Origin of the sequence: Paenimyroides baculatum, assembly GCF_008629655.1 — a bacterium.
Taxonomy (GTDB): Bacteria; Bacteroidota; Bacteroidia; order Flavobacteriales; family Flavobacteriaceae; genus Flavobacterium; species Flavobacterium baculatum.
This window is the reverse complement of the sequence record NZ_VWSG01000010.1, coordinates 14992-40576: the sequence shown is the minus strand read 5'-3', so window position 1 is coordinate 40576 and position 25585 is coordinate 14992. Positions and strand designations below refer to the sequence as shown.

General features: G+C 34.7%; 20 protein-coding genes and 4 tRNA genes. 21 read left to right on the top strand and 3 right to left on the bottom strand.

Annotated features, from left to right (window positions below):
- Positions 1-12 precede the first annotated feature (12 nt).
- A complete protein-coding gene (locus tag F0460_RS12605) occupies positions 13-1665 on the top strand; it encodes a T9SS type A sorting domain-containing protein (RefSeq protein WP_150013754.1) in 1653 nt (550 codons plus the stop codon).
- A 100-nt stretch (positions 1666-1765) separates the two neighbouring features.
- Here F0460_RS12605 and F0460_RS12600 read toward each other — a convergent pair whose 3' ends face one another.
- Entirely contained in the window at positions 1766-2173 is a 408-nt protein-coding gene (locus F0460_RS12600) for a helix-turn-helix domain-containing protein (protein WP_150013752.1), read from the bottom strand.
- Positions 2174-2599: 426 nt separating this feature from the next.
- Between F0460_RS12600 and F0460_RS12595 the strand changes: the two genes are divergently transcribed.
- Positions 2600-4177, top strand: coding sequence for a hypothetical protein (locus tag F0460_RS12595; RefSeq protein WP_150013750.1), 1578 nt, complete (start codon positions 2600-2602; stop codon positions 4175-4177).
- A gap of 121 nt (positions 4178-4298) precedes the next feature.
- Here the strand turns inward: F0460_RS12595 and lysS are convergent, their stop codons facing one another.
- Positions 4299-5999, bottom strand: a complete 1701-nt coding sequence (gene lysS / locus F0460_RS12590; protein WP_150013748.1) for a lysine--tRNA ligase — start codon at positions 5997-5999, stop codon at positions 4299-4301.
- A 137-nt stretch (positions 6000-6136) separates the two neighbouring features.
- Between lysS and F0460_RS12585 the strand changes: the two genes are divergently transcribed.
- Both F0460_RS12585 and lipB read left to right on the top strand, forming a co-directional pair.
- Positions 6137-6301 carry a YqaE/Pmp3 family membrane protein gene (locus F0460_RS12585; RefSeq protein WP_150013746.1) on the top strand — a complete coding sequence of 55 codons (165 nt, stop codon included), beginning with the start codon at positions 6137-6139 and terminating at the stop codon, positions 6299-6301.
- Between the two features lie 13 nt (positions 6302-6314).
- Positions 6315-7016, top strand: a complete 702-nt coding sequence (lipB, locus tag F0460_RS12580; protein ID WP_150013744.1) for a lipoyl(octanoyl) transferase LipB — start codon at positions 6315-6317, stop codon at positions 7014-7016.
- A 26-nt stretch (positions 7017-7042) separates the two neighbouring features.
- Here the strand turns inward: lipB and F0460_RS12575 are convergent, their stop codons facing one another.
- Positions 7043-7648 (bottom strand): ribonuclease HII, encoded by a 606-nt coding sequence (locus F0460_RS12575; protein ID WP_150013742.1) that lies wholly within the window; start codon positions 7646-7648, stop codon positions 7043-7045.
- A 104-nt stretch (positions 7649-7752) separates the two neighbouring features.
- On the opposite strand from F0460_RS12575, the gene F0460_RS12570 reads away from it, so the two are divergent.
- From F0460_RS12570 to F0460_RS12490, 17 genes are all read left to right on the top strand, one after another.
- Positions 7753-9717 carry a S8 family serine peptidase gene (locus F0460_RS12570; RefSeq protein WP_150013740.1) on the top strand — a complete coding sequence of 655 codons (1965 nt, stop codon included), beginning with the start codon at positions 7753-7755 and terminating at the stop codon, positions 9715-9717.
- A 141-nt stretch (positions 9718-9858) separates the two neighbouring features.
- Entirely contained in the window at positions 9859-12912 is a 3054-nt protein-coding gene (locus tag F0460_RS12565; protein WP_150013738.1) for a SusC/RagA family TonB-linked outer membrane protein, read from the top strand.
- Between the two features lie 17 nt (positions 12913-12929).
- Positions 12930-14486, top strand: a complete 1557-nt coding sequence (locus tag F0460_RS12560) for a RagB/SusD family nutrient uptake outer membrane protein (RefSeq protein WP_150013736.1) — start codon at positions 12930-12932, stop codon at positions 14484-14486.
- 100 nt (positions 14487-14586) lie between these two features.
- Positions 14587-16614, top strand: a complete 2028-nt coding sequence (locus tag F0460_RS12555; protein WP_190304151.1) for a putative porin — start codon at positions 14587-14589, stop codon at positions 16612-16614.
- Between the two features lie 67 nt (positions 16615-16681).
- Positions 16682-18043: a pyridoxal-phosphate dependent enzyme gene (locus tag F0460_RS12550; RefSeq protein WP_150013732.1), complete on the top strand. Its 1362-nt coding sequence runs from the start codon at positions 16682-16684 to the stop codon at positions 18041-18043.
- Between the two features lie 123 nt (positions 18044-18166).
- Positions 18167-19432, top strand: a complete 1266-nt coding sequence (locus F0460_RS12545) for a DUF2851 family protein (protein WP_150013730.1) — start codon at positions 18167-18169, stop codon at positions 19430-19432.
- Positions 19429-20280, top strand: coding sequence for a ComEA family DNA-binding protein (locus F0460_RS12540; protein ID WP_150013728.1), 852 nt, complete (start codon positions 19429-19431; stop codon positions 20278-20280). The genes F0460_RS12545 and F0460_RS12540 overlap by 4 nt, the downstream gene beginning before the upstream one ends.
- A gap of 36 nt (positions 20281-20316) precedes the next feature.
- The gene (locus F0460_RS12535; RefSeq protein ID WP_150013726.1) at positions 20317-21459 is read left to right on the top strand and encodes an acyl-CoA dehydrogenase family protein; all 1143 of its coding nucleotides are present in this window, start codon (positions 20317-20319) and stop codon (positions 21457-21459) included.
- 198 nt (positions 21460-21657) lie between these two features.
- Complete coding sequence (locus tag F0460_RS12530) at positions 21658-22218, top strand: hypothetical protein (protein ID WP_150013724.1); 561 nt, start codon at positions 21658-21660, stop codon at positions 22216-22218.
- 145 nt (positions 22219-22363) lie between these two features.
- Complete coding sequence (rpsU, locus tag F0460_RS12525) at positions 22364-22558, top strand: 30S ribosomal protein S21 (protein WP_150013722.1); 195 nt, start codon at positions 22364-22366, stop codon at positions 22556-22558.
- 64 nt (positions 22559-22622) lie between these two features.
- Positions 22623-23528, top strand: a complete 906-nt coding sequence (locus tag F0460_RS12520) for a tyrosine-type recombinase/integrase (protein WP_150013720.1) — start codon at positions 22623-22625, stop codon at positions 23526-23528.
- 20 nt (positions 23529-23548) lie between these two features.
- The gene (gene hpf, locus F0460_RS12515) at positions 23549-23848 is read left to right on the top strand and encodes a ribosome hibernation-promoting factor, HPF/YfiA family (RefSeq protein ID WP_150013718.1); all 300 of its coding nucleotides are present in this window, start codon (positions 23549-23551) and stop codon (positions 23846-23848) included.
- Between the two features lie 89 nt (positions 23849-23937).
- Positions 23938-24011: transfer RNA gene (locus F0460_RS12510), tRNA-Thr, on the top strand.
- Between the two features lie 34 nt (positions 24012-24045).
- A tRNA-Tyr gene (locus F0460_RS12505) sits at positions 24046-24126 on the top strand.
- 14 nt (positions 24127-24140) lie between these two features.
- Positions 24141-24212 (top strand) — tRNA-Thr (locus tag F0460_RS12500).
- 56 nt (positions 24213-24268) lie between these two features.
- Positions 24269-25456 carry an elongation factor Tu gene (tuf, locus tag F0460_RS12495; RefSeq protein ID WP_150013716.1) on the top strand — a complete coding sequence of 396 codons (1188 nt, stop codon included), beginning with the start codon at positions 24269-24271 and terminating at the stop codon, positions 25454-25456.
- Between the two features lie 56 nt (positions 25457-25512).
- Positions 25513-25583: transfer RNA gene (locus F0460_RS12490), tRNA-Trp, on the top strand.
- Positions 25584-25585: the final 2 nt, after the last annotated feature.

Below are 25585 nucleotides of genomic sequence, written 5' to 3'. Positions count from 1 at the left end.
ATAAGAACCGTTATGAAAAATATATATATAATTTTTATACTGTTCTTGGGGCTTTCTGCCTACGCTCAGGGCGAAAACGACAATTGGTACTTTGGCGACAAAGCTGCAGTTAATTTTACAGGTACTCCTGTTGCTTTAACCAACAGTGCCATGAGTGCACCCAAAGCCTGTGGCAGCATAAGCGATGCTCAGGGTAATTTACTTTTTTATACCGATGGCATCACCATTTGGGATCGCGACCATAACATAATGCCTAACGGAACAGGTTTAACAGGTACCGCAAACAGCGCACAAACGCTTATTGTCGGCGATTTGGTAAATAAAGACAGGTATTATGTATTCACAACTGCAGATTCGTACAATAACCAGTCATATACAGCGTATACTGTGGTAGATATGTCGTTAGGTAGTCTGGGTGTAAATTTTCAGCCGTTAGGCGATGTAGATACATCTGTAAAAAATGTCCCTGTTTTAGATAATAACGGAAATAGCATAACAACAGGTGCTGTAACGGCAGTACCTCACGCTAATGGAACAGATTTCTGGATACTGATACCAACGCATACTGATCTGTTGGCTTTTCAATTTGATATCACAGGTCTTAATACAACACCTGCTGTTAGTCCGTTATTGCCATTTTCTTCTTTTCCTTACAGAAGTTATTATATAAAAGCTTCTCCAAAACTTTCGTACCCAATTGGATTTGATTATATAGTTGCAATGGGAATGGGACATAATTTATTGGCTAGTCAATGCGATGTGTATAGTTTTGATAATAATACAGGAATGTTAATATCAAGTTTTGGTACATCGTTCGCAAGTGCAAATTCAGAGCAGACCGTGGAGTTTAATGAAGATGGAACAATTATGTATTTGGCAACTCAATCGTCAGGCAATGGTCTGTTTGTAAAGTATGATATTATTAATAATAATACTCAACAAATACCAGGAGTAATGCCTGGGGTAAATCCTGGGCAAATACAAAGGAATAAAGACGGCGAAATTTATATCGCTATCGATGGAGCTCTAGATTTGGCACAAATTGTAAACCCAAATTCATTTGCTACTTGTAGTATAAACGCAACGGCACTTTCTTTAAATGGAAACAAATCATTAAAAGGTCTTCCGCAGTTGTTTCCGGAGCATGCAGGGTGTGTAAATGATATTTTATTGGTTGCACCTGAAATCAATAATAATTATACCTATTATGCAAATAACTCAATTACAATGCAAGCGGCTTATAATGTAAATAGTTTAAATATTAATATGAGGGCAGGTAACAATATTTTATTGCTTCCTGATACAGAGATTGGTTTAGGGTCAAATTATACGGCTGTAATTGAAGATTGTCCTTTTTCAAAACCGTCAAAAAGATATTGGACACCCCCAGCAGAAAAACAAATTTATACAATAGGGGAGCAGAGTAATATATCTGTTGTATATCATGATATAAAAGTTTTTCCTAATCCAACAACAGACTCATTTACAATTGATGTAGGAACTGAGGTTTTAAATAGATGGGAATTGTATGATTTATCTGGAAAATTGGTATTGCAGGGTAAAGAACCTATTGGTTTGGTTGATGGTTTGGCAAAAGCTACGTATATTTTAAAAGTTTCATTAAAAAATAAAGAAGTGAAAACGCATAAATTAATTGTAAAATAACTAAAAACATTATTTCAAATAAAACCCTCTGCTTATTCGCAGAGGGTTTGTTTATTACAAGCTTTGTATAAATGCTGGTTACAGCATATTTTTAAGCCGATTATTTGCTGTTTATTAGTTTTTCCAAGCGCAGCATCATTTCTTCTTTTTCTTTAAGCATACGCTCGTATAATACAATCTTTTCCTCGTGCAGTTGGATAATTTGATCAATTGGATTATTGTTTTGGACTTCAATTCTATTATTAAACATCGCGTTGTCAGAGAAGTTGCAAGAAATTAAATTTACAGCTTTCTCTTCATCAAAATTCTGTATGGCTTCTGCAGGAATTTTAAGTACGGCTGCAATCTGCTCTAAAAGGGTTTCGTCTATGGCTTCCTTCTGCTCAAGCATAGATACTTTCTTCTGGTTCCAGTCTTCGCCAAGTTCGTATGCCAGGGCGTCTTGTTTAATACCCAGCATTTCCCTGAATCGTTTTATATTGCGTCCTTCGTGAATTTTTTGTTCCATGGCATTTTAATTTGGTTTAACGTAAATGTAAATTTAATAAAAATTAGGTAAAAAAGCCTAAAGTACAAACCGAAAAAATTTTCTAAATGGCAACAGTAGGGATACTCCGTAGATACTGTATGGATAAAGCATGGTTAGTGCATGAACTGCATTTTAGTTAAAAAATGTAAAAAACAGAATAAAAAACAGGATTTAGAATCTGAAGGTAGATAAATTTTCAATCAGCGTTTTTTGAAGTTTACAGCAGTACGGTGCTAATATAGTAAAAAATAACTGATAGGTATAAAAACGTAATTATGCTTAAAGCTCCTGATAACTGGATTGGACTAAAATATCCCGCTGTAGCGGATTTTTTATCCCGTAGCCGAATTTTATATCCTTTTGCTCCATACTAAGTTTGTATTCAAATCTTTAAAATTGAATGATATGGATACAGTTAAAATTTCCTCAGAATTAGATCCGGCATTGCAGGACAGCCTTCGCCAGCTGATAGCAGAGTTCGCTATAGCCAGTATTTTTTATCATCCCTCGGAAAAGGGCATTTCACAACTCATTATTGTTTTAATCAGTAACGTGGATCTGCACCTGGTTGAATCGAAAAAATGGATCGCAAATACTTTTATAAAATATGGCTTGCTTGTACATGTTATCAGTGAGTTTTCAATGAAAAACAGCCTTTCAATTGGGAATCCGTTCACCACGGCCAACTGCCGGAAGACTGCGTTACTGTATAGCAATGAAGAGGCTAATGATTGTTCAGACATATCTTGGAGTAGTTGTAAAAAAAAGTACGGGCAATATACCGAGCGGTTTTATCACGATCACGATCTGTTGCTTTCTGAAAGCCGACGCATGAGGAATTATTCTTCGCAGTTAGGTACGGTGTTAATCTTAAATTCGGTATATGAATTCGATATTTTTCAGTTGGAACAGCTTTATTTTGGTAGAAATCTGAATTTGGACAATTTACACCAGAGTATCAATAGATTGATACTGGTAGAGCCTGAATTAGCCTCTTTATTTTTGAAAAAAAATGAAAACGAATTCTTTTTGATAGGCGAGCTGGAAAGAGCAGTGCAATGTGCAGAAGAAGACGATGATTATTTTAATGACGACTTGGTTAATGCCCTAATAGAATGCGAAAGTAAATTGTACAATCTGGTTTCTAAACGTTTTGCAGAACTTAAAAAGTCAATTAAAACAATTATGCCGGAACATGGCTTTAAGCTTATGGACTGTGTCGCCGATGAAGAGGAACAGACAAAGATTGTCTCTCAAATTTTACGGATAAAGCCTGTGGAAGAAATGTACCTGTTCGATAAAAGAATTGGCTCTGCACAGTCTGTATATTATTTGCTTTTGGTTGGTGAGGGTCTGGGTTCGGTGGTTCTCAGTTCTATGCAGCAGTCTGTAACGGCAAAGCTTGGTGAACATGTTGAGGTGGTTATTATTGGTCATTCCCGTATTTGGATACAGAAAAATCTGTTTCAGCATCAGGCGTTTTTCAAAGAGATAATGCAGTACGAAAATAGGGTGTACCAATCTGCGGTATATCCGCAGATACATTGGGAAGATCCGCATGTTAAATGCTATCCCGATTTGGAGTATTATTTCCGGTCTGCAAAAGTATTATACGAAAGTTATTTGGCTGTACGCAAAGAGGGTAAGAAAAATAGTGAAGGTGCAGAGCTTTTGTTTAACCATACACTTATGAGGGTTTTTCGTACACTGGTTTTTTCAAAATCTTCATACCTGCCCAATTATGCCACTCCCTTCATTTTGTGGAAACTTATTGTGCATTTTGAGCCGCAGCTGGAAAAGGTAGAGTTCCTGTTTTATAAGTACAACGGTAAAAACTTTTTTGGTTTTATAAAGCACCGCTTGCAGTTTAACCATGATTTCGCACGCACTTCAAAGAAAGATCTTAAGTTGATGGATGAGATATTAGGCTTGCTGGTAGACAATCTTACACAGTCTGTAAATAGGGCTTTAAGTACAGGTTAAAGGCAAGCAAAATTTCCATTGCCCTAATTCAAATTATTTGTTTTTTTAAAGTGCCTTATAAAACAGGGGTTTGACTAATTAAGTCAAACCCCTGTTTTATATATGAAGCTTTCAAGTTTGCCTATACAAACTCAACTATTTTTTCTTCGTTTTCTGTAATCACTTTGGTTAGGTTGTATGAAGCTAAAGCTTTCATGGCTTTGTCCCATTTTTTACCGCTTAACGCTGCCTGTTCTTTTAACGCTGCAATAGCCAGTCTGTTTTGGTTGGCTTCTAAAATGCTGATGATTATTTTTTCGTCATCGGTTAATTCGTAAGCAGGTGCTGCTTTTTCTGGTCGCATTTGCGGAAAAAACAATACTTCTTGTATTGATGGGTTGTTGGTTAAAAACATAATCAATCGGTCCATGCCGATTCCTAAACCACCTGTTGGCGGCATTCCGAATTCTAATGCACGTAAGAAATCTTCGTCAATAAACTGTCCGGCTTCATCGTCACCTTTTTCAGATAATTTCAACTGGTCTTCAAAACGTTCTCTTTGATCAATAGGGTCGTTTAATTCTGAATATGAATTCGCAATTTCTTTACCACAAACCATCAATTCAAAACGCTCGGTTAATTCCGGATTATCTCTGTGCTCTTTTGTTAAAGGCGACATTTCTTTAGGGTAATCGGTAATAAATGTTGGCTGAATGTAGTTTCCTTCACACTTTTCACCAAAAATTTCATCAATCAGCTTTCCTTTACCCATGGTGTCATCAACAGCAATACCCATATTTTTGGCAGCTTCGCGAATTTCGTCTTCGGTTTTTCCATCAATATCAAAACCGGTAAAATCAATAATCGCCTGACGCATGGTAATACGTTGGTAAGGCGCTTTAAAATTAATTTTGTGATCGCCAAAAGTAGCTTCGCTTGTTCCATTAACTGCAATGGCGCAATGTTCCAACAATTGCTCGGTGAACTCCATCATCCAGTTGTAATCTTTATAAGCAACGTAAATTTCCATTGCCGTAAATTCCGGATTGTGTGTTCTGTCCATTCCTTCATTACGGAAATTTTTAGAAAACTCGTAAACGCCTTCAAATCCACCAACAATCAAACGTTTTAAATACAATTCGTTCGCAATACGCATGTACAACGGAATGTCTAACGCATTGTGGTGTGTAATAAACGGACGCGCCGCTGCACCACCGGGAATCGACTGTAAAACCGGAGTGTCAACCTCTAAATAACCGCGGTCGTTAAAAAACGATCGCATGGCATTGTATAATTTGGTGCGTTTTATAAAAATTTCTTTGTTTAACGGATTCACGATTAAATCTACATAACGCATACGGTAACGCAATTCCGGATCGGTAAAGGCGTCAAATACATTTCCTTCCTCATCGGTTTTTGGTAACGGTAATGGGCGTAATGTTTTAGAAAGGATCGAAAATTTTTCTACACGGATACATTTTGCACCCACTTGCGTAGTAAATAATTCGCCTTCAATACCGATAAAATCGCCTAAATCGGTTAGTTTTTTAAATACAGTGTTGTATAACGTTTTGTCTTCGCCAGTGCAGATAACATCACGATTTAAATACAACTGAATTCTGCCTTCCTGATCTTGAATTTCTGCAAAACTCGCTTTACCCTGATCGCGCACACTCATTAATCTGCCGGCAGTTACAACCTTCTTACCTTCTTCAAAAGTTTCCTTGATCTGCTTCGATGTATGATTTACCGGAAACAAATTTGCGGGATAAGGATTGATGCCAAGTTCACGTAACTTGCCCAATTTTTCTCTTCTGATGATTTCTTGTTCTGAAAGTTGCATAAAATTTATATTTTCTTTATTTAACCTGCAAAATTAATTATTTTTTAGTTGATTGATAAGTTTTGTTTGAATATTTTTAAATGCAACATTGTTTTTAATTGATTAAATTTGTAAGATTATTAATTAATGGAAATACTATGAGTTTTTGGAGGGTTTTATTAGCCATTTTTCTACCGCCTTTTGCTGTTTTTGATAAAGGGTGCGGATCGATACTAATCGTGCTTCTGCTGACTTTGGCAGGATGGGTTCCGGGAGTTATTGGCGCTTTGGTAATTTTAAACAATCCCAAATACAACAGATAAACACAGCATTAAAATGAATAAAAAAGTTCAAATACAGGATTTAGGATTAAAAGACTATAAAGATACCTGGGATTATCAGGAAGAATTGTTTCAGGGAATTTTAGATATAAAATCGCAAAACCGTAAAGACGAAGCAAATGCCAAAGAAACACCTAATTATTTTTTGTTTGTAGAGCATCCGCATGTTTATACATTGGGTAAAAGTGGTGATTTAGAAAATTTGCTTTTGAATGATGAACAATTGGCGGCAAAAGACGCTACTTTTTATAAGATAAACCGCGGTGGAGATATAACGTATCACGGACCGGGGCAAATTGTAGGATACCCAATTTTAGATTTAGATAATTTTTTTACCGATATTCACAAATACCTGCGTTTTTTAGAAGATGTTTTTATTAGAACATTGGCAGATTATGGTTTAAAAGGTGTGCGAAGCGAAGGCGAAACCGGAGTTTGGCTAGATGTTGGAACACCCTTTGCTCGGAAAATTTGTGCTTTGGGTGTGCGTGCGTCACGTTGGGTAACCATGCATGGTTTTGCATTGAATGTAAACACCAATTTAGGGTATTTCGATAATATTATTCCATGCGGTATTCGTGGAAAAGCAGTAGCTTCTTTAAATGTAGAATTAGGTGTGGAAACAGTAAATGAAGAAGAAGTAAAGCAAAAAATCTTACATTATTTTAAAGAGCTTTTTGAAGCCGAATTTTTATAGTATAATAAGGAGTGAATTTTCACTCCTTATTTATTTAAATCCAATACCAGTTGTTCCGGTAAAAGTCTGAATGTTTTACGGTGGTATTTGCACGGGCCGTATTCTAAAATAGCAGCTCGATGTTTTTTGGTAGGGTAACCCATGTTGGTGTCCCAGCCATACATCGGGAATTCTTCATGTAGTTGTAACATATATTCATCGCGATACGTTTTTGCCAGAATAGATGCAGCTGCAATACTTAAATACATGCTGTCGCCTTTAATAATGGTTTCGTGCGGAATTTGTTTATAAGGTTTAAATCTATTTCCATCAACAATAATGAATTCAGGTTCAAAACTCAAAGTAGAAATGGCATTGTGCATGGCTTGAATAGAAGCGTTCAAAATATTTATCTCATCAATGGTATCTTCATAAATATGAGCAATACTAAAGAAGCTGTTGTGTTCTTCAATAAACGAACGCAAATTTTTCCTTGAACCAATAGATAGTTTTTTAGAATCGTTAATAAGTTCGTTTTCTAATTTATCGTTAATAAGAATGGCAGCCGCTGTAACGGGACCTGCAAGGCAGCCTCTTCCTGCTTCATCAGTACCAACCTCAATCTCTAGGTTACTATACGCTTTTAATAACATAACAAAATGTTAAATAATAGAATAATTTAATAAAAAAATAAAAATCACAACAAATTTACATAAATTTGATATCTTAAATGTATTATGATTAATATTTATATATAATGAAAAATAAAATTACGAAACTATTTTTAGTTTTAATGCTTTCCGGATTTGTAGCAAATGCACAGACAGATAAAGAAAGACAACAAATAATTTCTAAAACAGATGTACTGTTTCTAAATAATTTAACAAAGGAATTAGAAATTAAAAACGAAAAAAATCTTAAAGCAGCAACAGAAAAAGCATTGAGATTAGGATATCCTTTAGAAGGAGTAGAATCAGATGGCTCTTTTTATCAATTAGTAGGTTTTTATGAGGGAACAACGGATTTGAAATATTATAAAACATATAATAAACAAGATTATAATACTTTAATGTATTTTAATAATAACGGAACCGCAAGCTCTTTAAATACTTTAAAAGCGACATATCTGCATAATAAAGATATATTAGGACAGGGTATGATTGCGGGGGAGTGGGACGGTGGTGCGCCAGTTGCTGCTCATTTTGCAATAGCAGGTAGAGTAACGCTTAGAGATAATGGAGCAACTCCTGTTAACGGAAGTGTTGCACATGCTACTCACGTAGCAGGAACAATTATTTCTAGTGGTGAAGGAGCTCCTGGATTAGATGCTACAAAGGGGTTTTTGCCAAAAGGTAGATTGTGGGCTGCTAATTGGGATAATGATAATTCTGAAATGAGTGCAGCAGCAGCAGCAGGCTTATTGGTGTCTAATCATTCTTATGGTCCTAGTGCAAGTCAAGGAGGGTTTTCAAAAAGCATGTTTGGTCAATATAACTCTGAGGCACGACTTTTTGATTTAATGAGTAACGCAAATCCTTTTTATACAATTGTTGTAGCAGCAGGTAACGATAGGGATAATTATACTACCTATCAACCAACTAAAGGAGGAAGAGATTTATTAACAACAATGGGCGTTTCAAAGAATTTAGTTACTGTTGCTGCTGTAAATGGTATTAGTAATTATGTAAATTCTAATTCTGTAGTAATGTCAACTTTTAGTAACTGGGGGCCAACAGATGATTATAGAATTAAACCGGATATTTCTGCAAAAGGGGTTAATGTTTTGTCATTAGGAACGGGAACAACTTCAACAGCTACAGAAAGTGGTACATCAATGGCAGCTCCGGCTGTTACAGGAGCAATAGGTTTATGGCAACAGTATTACAATAGTTTGTTTACTTCGTATATGTTATCGTCAACTGTAAGAGCGATGTTGGCGCATACAGCAATGGAGGCTGGTGCTAACCCTGGACCTGATCCTGAGTTTGGGTGGGGAGTTATGAATGTTGAAGGAGGTGCAAAGCTTATGGAGGATTATGTAGCAAGCAAAGCATGGATTTTACAGAAAGAGTTGAATAATGGAAATTTCTTTAGTAATACTTTTGAGTATGATGGTGTTTCTGAATTAAAAGCTACTTTAGCATGGAATGATCCTGCAGGAACTTCAACAGCAGGAAACGATGAAAGATTTCCTAGATTGGTTAACGATTTAGATTTAAGAATTATAAATGAAGATACGCAACAAGAGTTTTTACCTTGGTCTTTAAGAAGAACAGATAATATTGTTCAAAAAGATTACGCTAGAAATGATGTGGATAATGTTGTAGATAATGTCGAGAAAGTTGAAGTAAAAAATGCTCCGGCTGGTAATTATAGAGTAGTTGTTTCTCATAAAGGAACGTTAGTAGGAGGAAAGCAAATGTATAGTTTGTTATTAAGTGGAAGTGGTACTACTTTATCAGCAAAAGAACATTTGTTTAGTGATGTTAAAGTTTTTCCAAACCCAACGCAAAACGTACTAAATATTTTGCTGCCTAAAGAAATTGCTTTAGGCGTTACTTATGATATTTATGATGCTAGTGGTAAAAAAGTAAAACAATATTCTAATAAAGTTGATTCTGATAATTTGACTATAGATGTTTCTGGATTGACATCTGGTGTTTATGTATTAACTGTGAAAACAACTCAAGGTTCATCTAGCTACAAATTCATTAAAAAATAATTAACATTTATTTTATATTTAAAAAAGCATTCCATTATTATGGAATGCTTTTTTGCTTTTCAATCTATTTTTATTGTTAAAAATTTGTTAGGATGCAAAAAAGCTGTAGATTTGTAGATAACTAATTCAAATTAAATTAATATGAGATCAAAGTTTACTTGGATTTTAACTCTGTTCTTTGCTTTAATGATGCAAGTAGGTTTTGCACAAAAGCAAGTAACAGGTGTTGTTAAAACACAAGACGGTGACCCAATCCCTGGGGCTACTGTTATGTTAGTTGGTACCAATCTAGGTACAGATACAGACGATGAAGGGAAGTATACATTGAACCTTAAAAAGGGAGACAAGATTAGAGTTGTCTTCGGAGGGTTTAAACCTACAACATTAACAGTTTCTGATTCAGGTGTATTGAATGTTACACTTGTAGAGGAAGATATAACCGAGTTAGAAGGAATTGTAGTTGATACCTATAGAACGGTATCAAAGCCAAAAAACAGTAATGCAGTAAGTACTGTGACTTCTAAAACTATTGAAGGTCGTCCAAATGCTTCGTTTATTCAAACATTACAAGGACAAGTTCCTGGTTTGAATATTTCAACAGGATCTGGTCAGCCAGGAGATAACAATACAACGGTTATTTTACGTGGTTTAGGATCGATTAATGGAAACGTAGAGCCCCTATATGTTATCGACGGGGTCCCAATGAGTTCAGATCGTTTTAGGTCTTTAAACCCAAATGATATTGACCGTATCGACGTGTTGAAAGACGCTGGTGCAACGGCAATTTATGGTAACCGTGGAGCAAATGGTGTAATTGTTGTTACAACAAAACGTGCTAGTTTTGATTCTAGTTTAGAAGTTAAATATGTTGGTACTACAGGTATGAGCTTCTTACAAGACAATCAATACAATTTAATGAACGCGAAACAGTATGTCGATTTTCAAAGAAAGTTTGGTATTCCGAATCGTCAATTAACATCTGTGGATCCAAATGCACCTACAATTAATTATACAAACCCTGTAGATGGTAATTGGGTAGATGTTTTTTTTAGAAATGCTATTGCACAAAATCATACGTTGTCGTTTAGCTCAGGTTCTAAAAACTTAAACAATTATACTTCTATCGGTTATTCTGATATTGAAGGAGTTTTAAAAACTACAGGCTTAAAGCGTTTTAACTTCCGAACAAATTTAAATGGTAAAAGTGATAACGGAAAATTAACTTACGGAACCACTGTAAGTGCGAACTTTTCTAAATCAGATATGGCTTCAAGTGCTGGTTCAAATGCTTTAAATCAGAATTACTTCATGGGGGCTTTTCAAGGTTTACCTTATCTGCGTCCTGATATGTATAATGGTACATTTGATTCAGCTTTCAACGCATTACGTGTTTTTAGTAATGGCTCAATGCCGATCTTATTAATGGACAAAATGCGTACAAATGGTTTGAAACAAGAAGAATTTAAAACTATTGTTAACGGATCTTTAAATTATGCAATTGATAGTAATTGGTCTATTGGTACAAATTTAGGTGCTGATTATCAAACAATTAACCAATTTTCGTTCAATGGGCCAAGTAGCTTTAACTCATTCTATTTTGCAGCAGCAGACCAAGAATGGTTAGGATCTATAGGTAATATTGATGAAAGAAGATTGATAATGACTTCTAATTCAAATATTAAGTGGAATAAAACTTTTGGTAAACATAGTGTAAACGCAGGTGCTTATATTGAATATTTGAAAGCTCATTTCAAAAGTTCAAGTATTAGCAAAGAAGGTTTCGATCCAAACTTTTGGGAAAATGGTAAAGCAACAGGTTGGATAGGAGATTCTGATCAAAACGATTATTATGCCCCATCTGCTTCAGTTGGTGAGCAATCAGCGGGTATGTTCTCTTATTTTGGATTAGCAAGTTATGATTATGATACAAAATATGGTTTAGATGTAACTTTACGTAGAGATGCTTCATTTAGATTTATCGATGAAAATCGTTGGGGTACATTCTGGTCAGTTTCTGGACGTTGGAATATAATTAATGAGAAATTTATGGAAGGTTCAACAGTTTTTAGCGATTTGAAATTACGTGCGTCTCATGGTACTGCTGGTAATCAGGATATTACTGGATCAGGAGTTTTTGGATCAGCATATTTATATACAACATTATATAGTGCTGGTAGAGGTTATGCTGATGAACCAAATGCTTATGCATTATCACAACTACCAAAGAGAGATTTGAGATGGGAGGAAATTACTACTACAAATATAGGTTTGGATTTTGCATTATTTAATAACAGATTAAGAGGTAATGTGGATGTGTATAGAAAGCAGACAGATGATTTGTACCAGCCTATTCCATTATCTGCTATTAATGGATCAACATCTATATTTGGTAACTTTGGTTCATTAAGAAACGAAGGAGTTGAATTGTTATTAGCAGGGGATATTGTTCGTAACAAAGACCTTACGATTACTTTGAATGCTAATGGATCATATAATAAAAATCAGGTGTTAAATTTACCTAATGGAGAAGGGTTTACTTGGAATGGTTCTTCATTGTCAGGAATGAGAGAAGGTGGTAGAATTGGTGAATTCTACTTGTATAAATATGCAGGTATTAATCCGCAAAATGGTGAAACACAATACTATGATAAGAATGGAGCAATAACTGAAAACCCTACAGATGAAGATAGACAATGGTTAAATAAATCATCTTTACCTGTTTACCAAGGTTCTTTTGGATTTGATGTCAATTATAAAGGATTCTTTGCTCAAGCAAACTTTACTTTTGCTAAAGATATTTGGAGATTTGACAATGATTATTTCTTCTTTACACAACCAAGTTCAGTTGGAATGAGTAATATGACAAATGATTATCAAGACTATTGGACAACGTCTAATAGAGATGCTGCATTCTCAAATCCTAATGCAAATAATTTGTATCATTTAAGCGATAGTGATTTTTATTTGAGAGACGCTTCTTATATTCGTATGAGATTTGTTACTGTTGGTTATAATTTTAAAAAATCTGATCTAGCCTTTATGAAATTATCAGGTTTAAGAGTTTATGCACAAGCAGAAAATTTAGTTACATGGACAAAATGGAAAGGATGGGATGCTGAAAGTAACAGAGGTGTAGATTTAAGTCAATATCCTACTCCTAGAACCGTATCTTTCGGTGTAGAAGTACAATTTTAATTTAAGGAAATAATATTATGAGAAATAAAATTTTAACGTTCGCGGCTTTATTGGCATTGACGGTTTCTTGTCAGGATGCTTATGAAATTGAACAGCCAGGTTTTAGAACTGAAGATTCTCAGATTTTCAATAGTTCGACAGATATTGCTAGAGGAATTAATGCTCTTTATAACCAAATTCCAGCTGAAGGTGAGATTAACTTTGTGTCTTATTTTACAGATGAGTTGGGTGTTGGTAGAGATAATGCAGGTCAGGGAATTAATGATGGTAGCTACAGGTTTTTTATGAATCCTGGAACTGGTTTTGCGGGATCTTTGTGGAACAACATGTACAATTTAGTAAACAGATCTAATCGATTAATACATCGTATTGATGAATTGATAGCAGTTGCTGGAACTGGAACTGAGGCTGTAGCGGAAATAAATGCTTTAAATTATGCAAAAGCAAGACTACATGTATTGAGAGCTTATGCGCACATGAAGTTGTTTTCTTACTATACAACAGATTATAAAAATGGTTCGGCATTATCGGTAATAAAGTTTGACTTTTATCATACAGACGATTACACCAGATATGAGAAGAGATCTACAGTTAATGAAATCGTAAGTTTTATTGAAAAGGATATACAAACTGCTTTTGACTTAACTAATGGAGGAGTAAATCTAGATACCCAAGCTGATGGTGTTTCTAATAATAATTTTATAGGTAAAAATGTAGCCCATGCAATTTTGATCAAGTTATATGCAATGACTGAAAACTCGCAGGGTATCCTTGATAATATTGATGCGATTACAGACAAGAATATTGGTACCGCTGGTAGTTTTACAACTTTGTTTGCAAAAGAAGAGGTTGGTTTGGAATCTAATCCGGATTTAGTATGGAGATTAATTCGTTTACCAAATGATGGTGGCGGTGTAGCTGGAGCGTGGTGGGCTGGAGCAGTTGCTGCGAACAGAACTGCATATATGGAAATAGGTAGATCATTATTTAATGAGATTAATAATCTTAATCCAAATAAATTAGATTATCGCTATTCAGTAACTGTTTTAGGTGATTCTCAACCACAAGCTAATTACCAGTCATTAAGCGCTAATGATTATCGTGAAAGAGATTTATTATTTATAGGTAAATATCCTGGTACTACAGAAGCTCAGTTGCAAAATGATATCAAGTTAATTCGTTATACTGATCTATACCTTGCTAAAGCAGAAGCACTAGCAATGAATGGAGATTATAAAGGAGTTGAAAATATTATTAAAGAAGTTAGAACAGCAAGAACTTTAGTGTTGGATGATCCTGGAGTTGTAGTTTTTCCTACAATATCTTCTGTTAGAGAAGCATGGGATGCTATCTTAAAAGAAAGACGAGTTGAGTTTGCCTTTGAAGGGGCACGTTATTTGGATATGAAACGTCTAGGTGTAAAAGCGGGTTCTCCGGGTTTTGTACGTGATGCTAAAGATTGTGAATTAAATGATGCTTGTTCTTTACCAGTGACGAGTTTCAAATTAACTTTACCAATTCCTCGTTCAGAGATGTTGTCTAATCCTAATATGGTTCAAAACCCTGGTTATTAATCAGTACTTTTAAAATAGTTTAAAAAGAGATGCGATAGCATCTCTTTTTTTATATAGTATAGTTGCTAAAAAAATGTACTTTTGTGTAAAATTTGCATCTATGCGTTTTATTTTGACTTTTGTACTGCTTTTTTCTGTTACTTGTTTTGCCCAGGTAAGAAAATCAGGTCAAAAAATTAAATCGAGAACCACATTAAATACTACAAGGGTTGGTAAGGCTAATTCGGTAGATCGTTTTTCGTCAGTGAATTTGTCTGATAACGATTCTTTAAAGGTTAAGAAAATTATTACCAAAGCTGGTGATACGGTTGCGCCTATTTCACAATATAAAATATTTAATGAGATTAAAGGAACATCAACTTTTGATACAATTCTAAATCTTAAAAAGCAATACGCGTTTAACTATTTGCGTGATGATACTTTTGGAAAACTTCAGTTTAATAACGACGGACAAACGTTTCAGTCATTAGATCCTAATAGTTTAAATGTAAACAATACAATAAATGTTGGTTTTAATGCACGCAGGTTTTCTTACTTAACTAAAGAAGATATAAGCTATTACAGTGTTCCTACGCCGGCATCGGAATTGTTTTACCGTAGCGTTACTGGTAAAGGACAAAATCTAGATGCATTAATTACCATGAATACTTCGGAAAAATTCAATATGTTTTTAGGTTATCGAGGTTTGCGTTCTCAAGGAAAGTATGTAAATCAATTGACTTCAAACGGGAATTTTAGAATTGGTTCAAGTTTCTTTACAAAGAACAAACGTTATCAGTTTAAAAATCACATCACTTTTCAAGATATTTCAAACGAAGAAAACGGCGGTTTGGTGTTTACAAACAATTTTGAATCTTCTAATGAGCCTTTTAATAATCGAGAGAATTTACGTGTTCAAACTGCCGACGCTAAGACATTGTTTAAAGGATTGCGTGGGTATTTCGATCATAGTTTTCAGTTCAACAAGTCTGAAAGTAACAAAGCTTTATTGCGTCATCAGTTTACGTATGAATATTTTTCAAACGTATATCAGCAGGCAAACTCAAAACCTTTTTTAGATCGAGATGCTTATTTTGGAGAAACTTTTGCTTTGGGTATTTACGATAAAGTACGTCATACGCGTTTTGAAAATACCTTTGATTTGGCGTTCGATTCTAAAGCAATTGGTTTATTTGCAGTAAGTGCAGGAATTTATAATTTTTCACATCGATACGAATCTATTGTTTTTGATGAGAATTCAAACAAGATTCCAAATCAGTTAAAAGATGATATCATAACGCTTGGCGGATCGTATATGTTGAATAAAGAACATGTGGTTGCCGATGCTTATTTTAAGCAATCTGTTGTTGGTAGATCGCTTACAGATTTAAAAATTAACGCTGCTTTTAACTTGAATGAATCATACGGAATTGAAGCTACTTATCAATTAGAAAGCAAGATTCCTGATTATACCTATCAATTCTTTCAAAGTGGATACATTGGTTTAAATTGGCTGAATGATTTCTCTAACGAAAAATACAGCACCTTAAATGCAAAGGTTAGTTCACCATTTATTAATCTGGAAGGAACGTATCAGTTAATTACAGATAAGTTATATTTCACTAACAACGCAACGGCAGTTGATGCAAACGGCAGATTTACCCAGTTATTGGTAACGCCTGAACAATACGGTAAGGTGATCAACTATTTTATGGTTAAGGCTCAAAAGGAATTTACTTTTGGCAAATGGGGACTTGATAATACCATAATGTTTCAACAAGTTGTTCAAGACGAGAATATTTTGAACGTACCACAGATTGTTACACGAAATACGGTTTACTTTCAAGATTATGCCTTTAACAAAGCCTTGTTTTTTCAAACGGGTTTTATCTTCAATTATTTTACAAAATATTACGCGAACGAATACCACCAGGTTTTGGGCGATTTTGTGGTGCAGGATCAAGTTAAATTAGGAAATTTCCCAATGTTCGATTTCTTCCTAAACGTAAAAATCAAAACAGCTCAAATCTATATAAACGTAGATCATTTCAATTCTATGTTAACGGGCTACAATTATTATAACACGCCAACATATCCTTACCGCGATTTAACGTTTAGGCTGGGTATGAAGTGGAATTTCTTTAATTAAAGTTGTAGTAATACAACTTTTTTCTTTTCTAAAAAGCATATTGTATCTTTGCATAAATTTATCAGTAATGAACTACGCAAAAAATATATTAGAAACCATTGGTAACACGCCTTTGGTTCAGTTGAATAAAATTGTAAAAGACCTGCCTTGTAAGGTTTTTGCAAAGGTTGAATATTTTAATCCGGGACATTCTTGTAAAGATCGTATGGCTTTGCAAATGGTGGAAGATGCCGAAGCAGACGGACGTTTAAAACCAGATGGAACAATCATTGAAGGAACATCAGGAAACACCGGAATGGGCTTGGCATTAGCTGCTATTGTGAAAGGATACAAATTGATCTGTGTAATTACAGACAAACAGTCTAAAGAAAAAATGGATATTCTGCGTGCTGTTGGAGCAAAGGTTGTGGTTTGTCCTACCGATGTGGAGCCAACCGATCCACGTTCGTATTATTCTGTTTCGAAACGTTTGGCAGAAGAAACGCCGAATTCTTGGTATGTAAATCAGTATGATAATCCATCAAACGCAAAAGCAAATTACGAACAGACTGGCCCTGAAATCTGGGATCAGACAAATGGTGAAATTACGCATTTTATCGTTGGTGTTGGAACAGGAGGAACCATTTCGGGCGTTGGTAAATATTTAAAAGAACAAAAACCTGATGTAAAAATTTGGGGCGTTGATACTTACGGATCGGTCTTTAAAAAATATCATGAAACAGGTATTTTCGATGAAAACGAAGTGTATTCGTACGTAACAGAAGGCATCGGAGAAGACATCCTTCCAAAGAATGTCGATTTTTCCGTAATCGATCATTTTACAAAAGTTACCGATAAAGACGCGGCGGTTTTCTGTAGAAAATTAGCTTTAGAAGAAGGGATTTTTGTCGGAATGTCGTCTGGTTCCGCAATTAAAGGACTGTTGCAGATGAAAGATCAGTTAAAACCGACCGATGTGGTAGTTGTTTTATTTCACGATTCGGGTTCGCGTTACATTGGTAAAATTTTTAACGATGATTGGATGCGTGAACGCGGTTATTTGGAAGAGGAAATTGTTACAGCACACGATTTAATCAAAAATCATATCGATAAACCTTTGGTAATTGTTCGTACCGAAGAATTGGCAAGCCACGCCATTGATAGAATCCGTAAATATAAAATCTCGCAAATTCCGGTAATTGACACCAATGGTTTTGTTGGATCTTTAGAAGATGTGGATCTTTTTAACGCGTTTGTGAACAACAGCAATGTTGCCGATACACCGATTAAAGATTTAATGCGCAAACCTTACCCAATTGTTTCGCTGCAAACCACGGTAGAAGAAGTTGCCAAGTTAATCACAAAAGACAACAACGCTGTTTTGGTTGATTTAGGAAACGGCAAACACCATATCATTACAAAATACGATATCATTAATAACATCAAATAATGTAAAGGAGCAGCGTTAAGTTGCTCCTTTTTCTTTTAGGGTTTTATCAAAATTTTAAATTTAACCAACTGATAATTAGGAATTTTAAATATTTTAATTTATATTTATAAAAAGCTTTTTATTATGCGGGAAGATTTTTTACATTATGTGTGGAGATTCAAAAAGCTTAACAATACTTCACTCAAAACAGTTCAGAACAATGAGGTCGTTATAAAAGATTTCGGTTTGTATTTAGGGACAGAAGGGCCGGATTTTTTTAACGCACAAGTTTATATCGACGGTCAATTATGGGCAGGAAACGTAGAAATGCACATAAATGCTTCTGATTGGTATGCGCATCACCATGAAATCGATCCTGCTTATCAAAACGTAATTTTACATGTGGTTTGGAACAACGATTTATCTGTTGTTCGATCTAACGGAACCGAAATTCCTACAATTGTTTTAAAAGATTATATTTCCGAAGATGTTTTTAATGCGTATCATCAGTTTAAATTAAATCCGCAGTATATTTTTTGCGAAGATTATATTAAGCAATTCAATTCGTTCGATTGGCTTTTGTGGAAAGAGAAGTTAATGGTTGAACGTTTAGAGCAGTTTACAAACCGCATTGTAAAAGAGCTGAAACAGACCAACAACAATTGGGAAGAATCGTTTTATCGCATGTTGCTGCGTAATTTCGGCTTGAATATTAACGGAGAAGTTTTTTATGAAGTTGCGAAAAATCTTCCGCTGAAAATCATTCGTAAAGAACAAGCGCATTTGGTTCATTTAGAAGCGTTGTTTTTGGGAACTGCCAATTTGCTTGAGTCGGAAAGTGAAGATTATTACCTTAAAACACTACAAAAAACGTATACTTATTTAAAGCAGAAATACAATTTAAAACAAACCGTAAATACGGCGAGTTATTACAAGTTGCGACCAGATAATTTTCCTACAATTCGTTTAATTCAGTTTGCGTCGTTCATTTACAACCAGCCTTTTTTGTTTGATTTAGTTCGAAATCCTGAAAGCGTTTCTCGTAACAATTATCTGTTGGGAGCACCGGTTTCTGATTATTGGCAGACGCATTATGTTTTTAGCAAAGAACATAAAATTCGCAAGAAAACGATTTCGCAGTCGTTTTACAATTTGTTGCTTATAAATACCGTGTTGCCTTTTCAATACGTATATCATCAGCAGTTGGGGCGAGATATTAGCGAAGAAGTTTTACAACATTATCGGTCAATCGATTTGGAAAAAAACAGCACCACCGAAATGTTTCAAAAATTGCATGTTTCCGTAACATCGTCGTTAGACAGCCAGTCGGTATTGTTCTTAAAGAAAAATTACTGCGATTTAAGACGGTGTTTAAATTGTGAAATCGGCATAAAATTAATGAACAGATGAAAGCGCAGATTCCGTATTTCAGCAACAAACACCGCAGAGGTCTTGTGGCTTTCGTAGTAATCATTGTGTTTTTGCAGGCTGTGATATTTATTGTAAAAAGCAGATCATTTACTAACGAAACTGCCGATTATAAAGTAGATGGCAAAACACAGTTGCAAATTGATAGTTTAAAACAATTAGCGTTGAAGAAATTCGATCTTCAGCCTTTTAATCCAAATTTCATTACTGATTACAAAGGATTTAAATTAGGAATGACCACTGCAGAAATTGATAAACTACTGAAATTTAGATCAACAGGAGAATATGTCAATTCCGCTGCCGAATTTCAGAAGGTTACAGGAGTTTCAACTGAAGTACTTGATAAAATTTCGCCTTATTTTAAATTTCCGGAATGGACACAGAGTAAAAAAGCGAACTCTTATGCAGAAAATAGTGAACCGGTTGTTCTTAAAAATATCGATTTAAACAAAGCTACCGTTGAAGATTTGGTTGCCATAAAAGGAATTGGTGATTATTATGCGAATGCAATTATAAATGAACGCGAAAAATTAGGAGGTTTTGTATCAATCCATCAAATAGATTTTATAAAAGGATTGCGTCCCGAAGCGGTCAAAATATTAAAGCAGAATACTTCGGTTAAGAATTCTGCGACAATCAAGAAAGTAAATGTGAACACAGCTACAAAAGAAGAGTTGGCTCAAATTCCATATATCAACAGTCACATAGCTCGGCAAATTGTGGTTTATCGCAGTAAACAGGAAATTCCGTTGAAAATTGAAGATTTAGAAAAAATTAATAATTTTCCACTTGACAAATTAAAGATAATTAGGTTATATTTGGATTTTTAGAAAATAAAGCAATAAAGTAAATTAAAAAGGTATAAAATGAATTTTGAGTATAACGAAACACAGGCAATGATTGCGCAATCGATTAGAGATTTTGCAGAAAAAGAAATCCGTCCGAATATTATGATATGGGACGAAGCACAGACTTTTCCTGTAGAATTATTTAAGAAGTTAGGAGAAATGGGGTATATGGGTGTTTTGGTTCCTGAAGAATTAGGCGGATCTGGTCTAGGTTATCACGAATACATTACCATAATTGAAGAAATTTCTAAAGTAGATTCTTCGATTGGTTTGTCGGTTGCGGCTCACAATTCATTATGTACAAATCATATTTTAACGTTCGCGAACGACGAGCAAAAGAAAAAATGGATTCCTAAATTAGCAACAGGTGAATGGATTGGTGCTTGGGGATTAACGGAGCACAACACAGGATCTGATGCTGGCGGAATGTCAACTACTGCGGTTAAAGACGGTAACGATTGGGTTCTTAACGGAGCTAAAAACTTTATTACACACGCAATTTCTGGTGATGTTGCTGTAGTAATTGTTCGTACAGGCGAAAAAGGTGATTCTCGTGGAATGACCGCTTTTGTAATTGAAAAAGGAACACCTGGATTTTCATCAGGTAAAAAAGAAAATAAATTGGGAATGCGTGCTTCTGAAACAGCAGAATTGATTTTCGATAATTGTCGTGTTTCTGATGCAAACCGTTTAGGTGAAGTAGGTGAAGGATTTATCCAGGCTATGAAAATTTTAGATGGTGGTCGTATTTCAATCGGTGCATTGTCTTTAGGAATTGCAAAAGGAGCTTACGAAGCATCATTGAAATATTCAAAAGAACGCGTACAGTTTGGTAAGCCAATTTCAGAATTTCAGGCAATCGGTTTTAAATTAGCTGATATGGCAACAGAAATCGAAGCTTCAGAATTATTATTACACAAAGCAGCATATTTAAAAAATAATCACAAGCCAGTTACAACGGCAGGTGCAATGGCGAAAATGTATGCGTCTGAAGTTTGTGTAAAAGTTTCTACCGAAGCAATCCAAATTCACGGTGGTTACGGTTATACAAAAGATTTTCCGGTAGAGAAATTCTTCCGCGATTCTAAATTATGTACTATTGGCGAAGGAACAACCGAAATTCAAAAGCTGGTTATTTCTAGAAATATCTTAAAAGACTAATTCTTTTAGAGAGTAGAAAATAGATAAAAGAGGAAAGGCTGTAATGGTTTTTCCTCTTTTTTGTTTTTCAAATACTGTTATAATTAGTGTTAAACTAAAAATGTAGTTGGTTAACTATTTAAATAGTTGTGTAACTAAAAATATAGTTTATTTTTGTGATCTAGAAATATGAAAAAATTTTAAAAAAAACAAAAGACCATGAAAAAAATCTCATTATTTGCGCCAGTATTGTTCACGTTTATTACTACTGTAGTGTCAGCACAATCAAAAGGTTGGATCATTAATAATAACAATGATACAATTCAAGTCAATTTTAAGGATCGTTTTGAGACTTTCCAAAATTTAGAAGGAGCCTTTTTAAATCAAGTAGATTATGATTTAAATGGAAAGGATGTTTCCTCATCTCCTTTAGATTTAAATGGATTCATTATTAATTCTCCAACTAGAAACATTTATTTTGATGCTGATGATAGTAAGGTGATTTTTTTAGCAAGAATTAATGAAAATAAAAAGGCGTATTACTTAATATTACCTATAAATTCTGTTCAATCTTATTTATATAAAAAAATAATCATAGCAGGTAAAGGAGATAGAAAAGAATTGATTTTTAATGATTTTGTAGATTTAAAAACCAAATTATTAGAGCTTACAAATAATTGTGAAAAAGCAAATGCTATAGTAAAAAAATGGGAAAATGATATTGATTTAGAATCTGTTATTAAGGTTGTGAAGGAATATGACAAGTGTATAAACTATTAATAAATTCAATACACTATATTATTTATGCTCATAAATTTAAAAATTAGTTATTTCGAGAATTTTTAAAAAACTAAATTATTTTATCTGCTTTATTCAAAAAAATATCCCTACATTTGCAGCCATAACGAAAGGAGGTGTATAAATTATGTTGATCATTCCAATTAAAGACGGAGAAAATATTGATAGAGCGTTAAAACGTTACAAAAGAAAATTTGACAAAACAGGAACGTTACGTCAGTTAAGATCTCGTAAAAACTTTACGAAACCTTCTATAACAAAACGCGCTCAATTGCAAAAAGCACAATATGTACAAGGCTTAAGAGATGCAGTAGAAATCTAGTAAGTTTTTAAAATAATATTTTTAAAATCGCTAATTAAAGGTAACTTTGATTAGCGATTTTTGTATGGAAAAATTTATTAAACCTTATTACGACTATCTTTTAAAAGAAAAACACTTTTCGTTACATACCGTGAATGCTTATGTGACCGATGTGGAATCGTTTTTAGAATTCACTGTAAAAGATGTTTCTGCGGTTAATGAAATAGTTTATCAGCACATAAGAAATTGGATTGTATCATTGTCTTCAAAAAAAATGAGCAACAATTCTATAAACCGTAAAATAGCATCGTTAAAAAGTTACTTCAAATTTTTGTACATTACCAAAACAATAAGCAGTTATCCGTTGCAGGCACATAAAGCCTTGCGGATTAAAAAAGTATTGCAGGTGCCTTTTTCTGAAGACGAAATGAAGAAAATAGAACGTACCGATTTCGATGATGATTATTTCGGATTGCAGAATTACGTGATCATCGTGCTCTTTTATACGTTAGGTGTCCGTAAGAGCGAATTAATCGATTTACAGTTACATGATGTCGATTTAAATCGACGCGAAATAAAAGTTTTAGGTAAACGATCTAAAGAACGTATTATTCCGATACTTTCATCTGTAGTCGATATTTTATCAGAATTTATCGAAAAACGCAGGTTGCAGTTTGGAGATGGTTACAGTCAAAATATCTTTTTGTTAAAAAACACGCAAAATTTAAATCAAACATTTGTTTATCGATTAATAAATAATTATTTTAGAGGTGTAACTTCTAAAGGAAAAAAAAGCCCGCATGTGTTACGCCATACATTTGCTACACATATGCTAAACGCAGGTGCCAATTTAAATACAATTAAAGAATTGCTGGGGCATTCAAGTTTATCGTCAACCCAGATTTATACGCACACAAGTTTGGCAGAATTAAAAAAAATGTACAGTAAAACACATCCGCGTTTTAATACCGAAGAAGAAGATTTAATATGAACCTTTAAAATATAATTTTTATGAAAGTAAATGTTCAAGCGGTTAATTTTAATATTGATCGAAAGTTAGTAGATTTTATAAACATTCGTTTAGAAAAATTACAGCAGTTTTATGATAAAATTGTTGTAATTGATGTATCTTTGCATACGGAAAATACAAGTGACAAAGAAAACAAGTCAGTAGATATTATTGTGCGAATTCCGGGCGATGATTTAGTGGTTAAAAAAACAGCTAAATCGTTTGAGGAAGCAACGGATATGGGTGCAGAGGCTTTAGAACGATTACTTGTAAAACGCAAAGAGAAAGTTAAAGCACATTAAAAAAGTAAAAAAACTTAAAAAAGTTTTTATTTTTTTAAATAAGTATATATATTTGCAGTCCGTTAGAAATAGCGGACTTTTTTTAAGTTGCCTTTGTAGCTCAGCTGGCTAGAGCAGCTGATTTGTAATCAGCAGGTCGTGGGTTCGAGTCCCTCCAAAGGCTCTTCAACAAGAAAAGTTGTAAAAATAACAGGTAAGGGGAGATACTCAAGCGGCCAACGAGGACGGACTGTAAATCCGTTGGGAAACCTTCGCAGGTTCGAATCCTGCTCTCCCCACAATAATCTTTTTTGCCGGCGTAGCTCAGGGGTAGAGTGCTTCCTTGGTAAGGAAGAGGTCACGGGTTCAAATCCCGTCGTTGGCTCAAAGGTGATTAAAGTTGAACACTAATTATATAACTAAGATTAAATTAAACAGATCATGGCAAAAGGAAATTTTGATCGTTCGAAACCTCACTTAAATATTGGTACTATCGGACACGTAGATCACGGTAAAACAACATTAACAGCTGCTATCACTAAAGTATTGGCAGATGCAGGTTATTCAGAGGCTAAATCATTTGATCAAATTGATAACGCTCCAGAAGAAAAAGAAAGAGGTATTACAATTAATACATCTCACGTAGAATATGCTACAGCTAACCGTCACTACGCTCACGTTGACTGTCCAGGTCACGCGGATTACGTTAAGAACATGGTTACTGGTGCTGCACAAATGGACGGTGCTATCTTAGTAGTTGCTGCTACAGATGGTCCAATGCCACAAACTCGTGAGCACATCTTATTAGGTCGCCAGGTTGGTATTCCTCGTATGGTTGTATTCATGAACAAAGTTGACATGGTTGACGATGCTGAGTTATTAGAGTTAGTAGAAATGGAAATCCGTGACTTATTGTCTTTCTATCAGTATGATGGAGATAACGGACCGGTTATCCAAGGATCTGCTTTAGGTGCATTAAACGGTGAGCCAAAATGGGTTGATACAGTATTAGAATTAATGTCTGCTGTTGATGCTTGGATCGAAGAGCCAGAGCGTGATACTGCAAAACCATTCTTAATGCCAGTTGAAGACGTATTTACAATTACAGGTCGTGGAACTGTTGCTACAGGTCGTATCGAAACAGGTGTTTGTAATACAGGAGATCCTGTTGAAATCATTGGTATGGGTGCAGATAAATTAACTTCTACTGTAACTGGTATCGAAATGTTCCGTCAAATCCTTGATAGAGGTGAAGCTGGAGATAACGCAGGTATCTTATTAAGAGGTATTGCTAAAGAAGATATCCGTCGTGGTATGGTTATCGTTAAGCCAGGATCAGTTAAACCACACGCTAAATTCAAAGCAGAGGTTTATATCTTGAAAAAAGAAGAAGGTGGACGCCACACCCCATTCCACAATAACTACCGTCCTCAGTTCTACGTTCGTACAACTGACGTAACAGGAACAATCATGTTACCAGAAGGAACGGAGATGGTTATGCCAGGTGATAACTTAACTATCCACGTTGATTTATTACAACCAATCGCATTATCAGTAGGTTTACGTTTCGCTATCCGCGAAGGTGGTCGTACAGTAGGTGCTGGTCAGGTAACTGAAATTTTAGACTAATTACAAGTTTAAATAAATAATTTAAGTTGGCAGATATTCTGCCAACTTTTTAACAAACGGGTGTAGTTCAAGGGTAGAATAGCGGTCTCCAAAACCGTTGATGGGGGTTCGAATCCCTCCACCCGTGCA

Coding starts and splice junctions, on each gene's coding strand:
- F0460_RS12605 (WP_150013754.1), top strand. CDS start 13: ATGAAAAATATATATATAATTTTTATACTGTTCTTGGGGCTTTCTGCC.
- F0460_RS12600 (WP_150013752.1), bottom strand. CDS start 2,173: ATGGAACAAAAAATTCACGAAGGACGCAATATAAAACGATTCAGGGAA.
- F0460_RS12595 (WP_150013750.1), top strand. CDS start 2,600: ATGGATACAGTTAAAATTTCCTCAGAATTAGATCCGGCATTGCAGGAC.
- lysS (WP_150013748.1), bottom strand. CDS start 5,999: ATGCAACTTTCAGAACAAGAAATCATCAGAAGAGAAAAATTGGGCAAG.
- F0460_RS12585 (WP_150013746.1), top strand. CDS start 6,137: ATGAGTTTTTGGAGGGTTTTATTAGCCATTTTTCTACCGCCTTTTGCT.
- lipB (WP_150013744.1), top strand. CDS start 6,315: ATGAATAAAAAAGTTCAAATACAGGATTTAGGATTAAAAGACTATAAA.
- F0460_RS12575 (WP_150013742.1), bottom strand. CDS start 7,648: ATGTTATTAAAAGCGTATAGTAACCTAGAGATTGAGGTTGGTACTGAT.
- F0460_RS12570 (WP_150013740.1), top strand. CDS start 7,753: ATGAAAAATAAAATTACGAAACTATTTTTAGTTTTAATGCTTTCCGGA.
- F0460_RS12565 (WP_150013738.1), top strand. CDS start 9,859: ATGAGATCAAAGTTTACTTGGATTTTAACTCTGTTCTTTGCTTTAATG.
- F0460_RS12560 (WP_150013736.1), top strand. CDS start 12,930: ATGAGAAATAAAATTTTAACGTTCGCGGCTTTATTGGCATTGACGGTT.
- F0460_RS12555 (WP_190304151.1), top strand. CDS start 14,587: ATGCGTTTTATTTTGACTTTTGTACTGCTTTTTTCTGTTACTTGTTTT.
- F0460_RS12550 (WP_150013732.1), top strand. CDS start 16,682: ATGAACTACGCAAAAAATATATTAGAAACCATTGGTAACACGCCTTTG.
- F0460_RS12545 (WP_150013730.1), top strand. CDS start 18,167: ATGCGGGAAGATTTTTTACATTATGTGTGGAGATTCAAAAAGCTTAAC.
- F0460_RS12540 (WP_150013728.1), top strand. CDS start 19,429: ATGAAAGCGCAGATTCCGTATTTCAGCAACAAACACCGCAGAGGTCTT.
- F0460_RS12535 (WP_150013726.1), top strand. CDS start 20,317: ATGAATTTTGAGTATAACGAAACACAGGCAATGATTGCGCAATCGATT.
- F0460_RS12530 (WP_150013724.1), top strand. CDS start 21,658: ATGAAAAAAATCTCATTATTTGCGCCAGTATTGTTCACGTTTATTACT.
- rpsU (WP_150013722.1), top strand. CDS start 22,364: ATGTTGATCATTCCAATTAAAGACGGAGAAAATATTGATAGAGCGTTA.
- F0460_RS12520 (WP_150013720.1), top strand. CDS start 22,623: ATGGAAAAATTTATTAAACCTTATTACGACTATCTTTTAAAAGAAAAA.
- hpf (WP_150013718.1), top strand. CDS start 23,549: ATGAAAGTAAATGTTCAAGCGGTTAATTTTAATATTGATCGAAAGTTA.
- tuf (WP_150013716.1), top strand. CDS start 24,269: ATGGCAAAAGGAAATTTTGATCGTTCGAAACCTCACTTAAATATTGGT.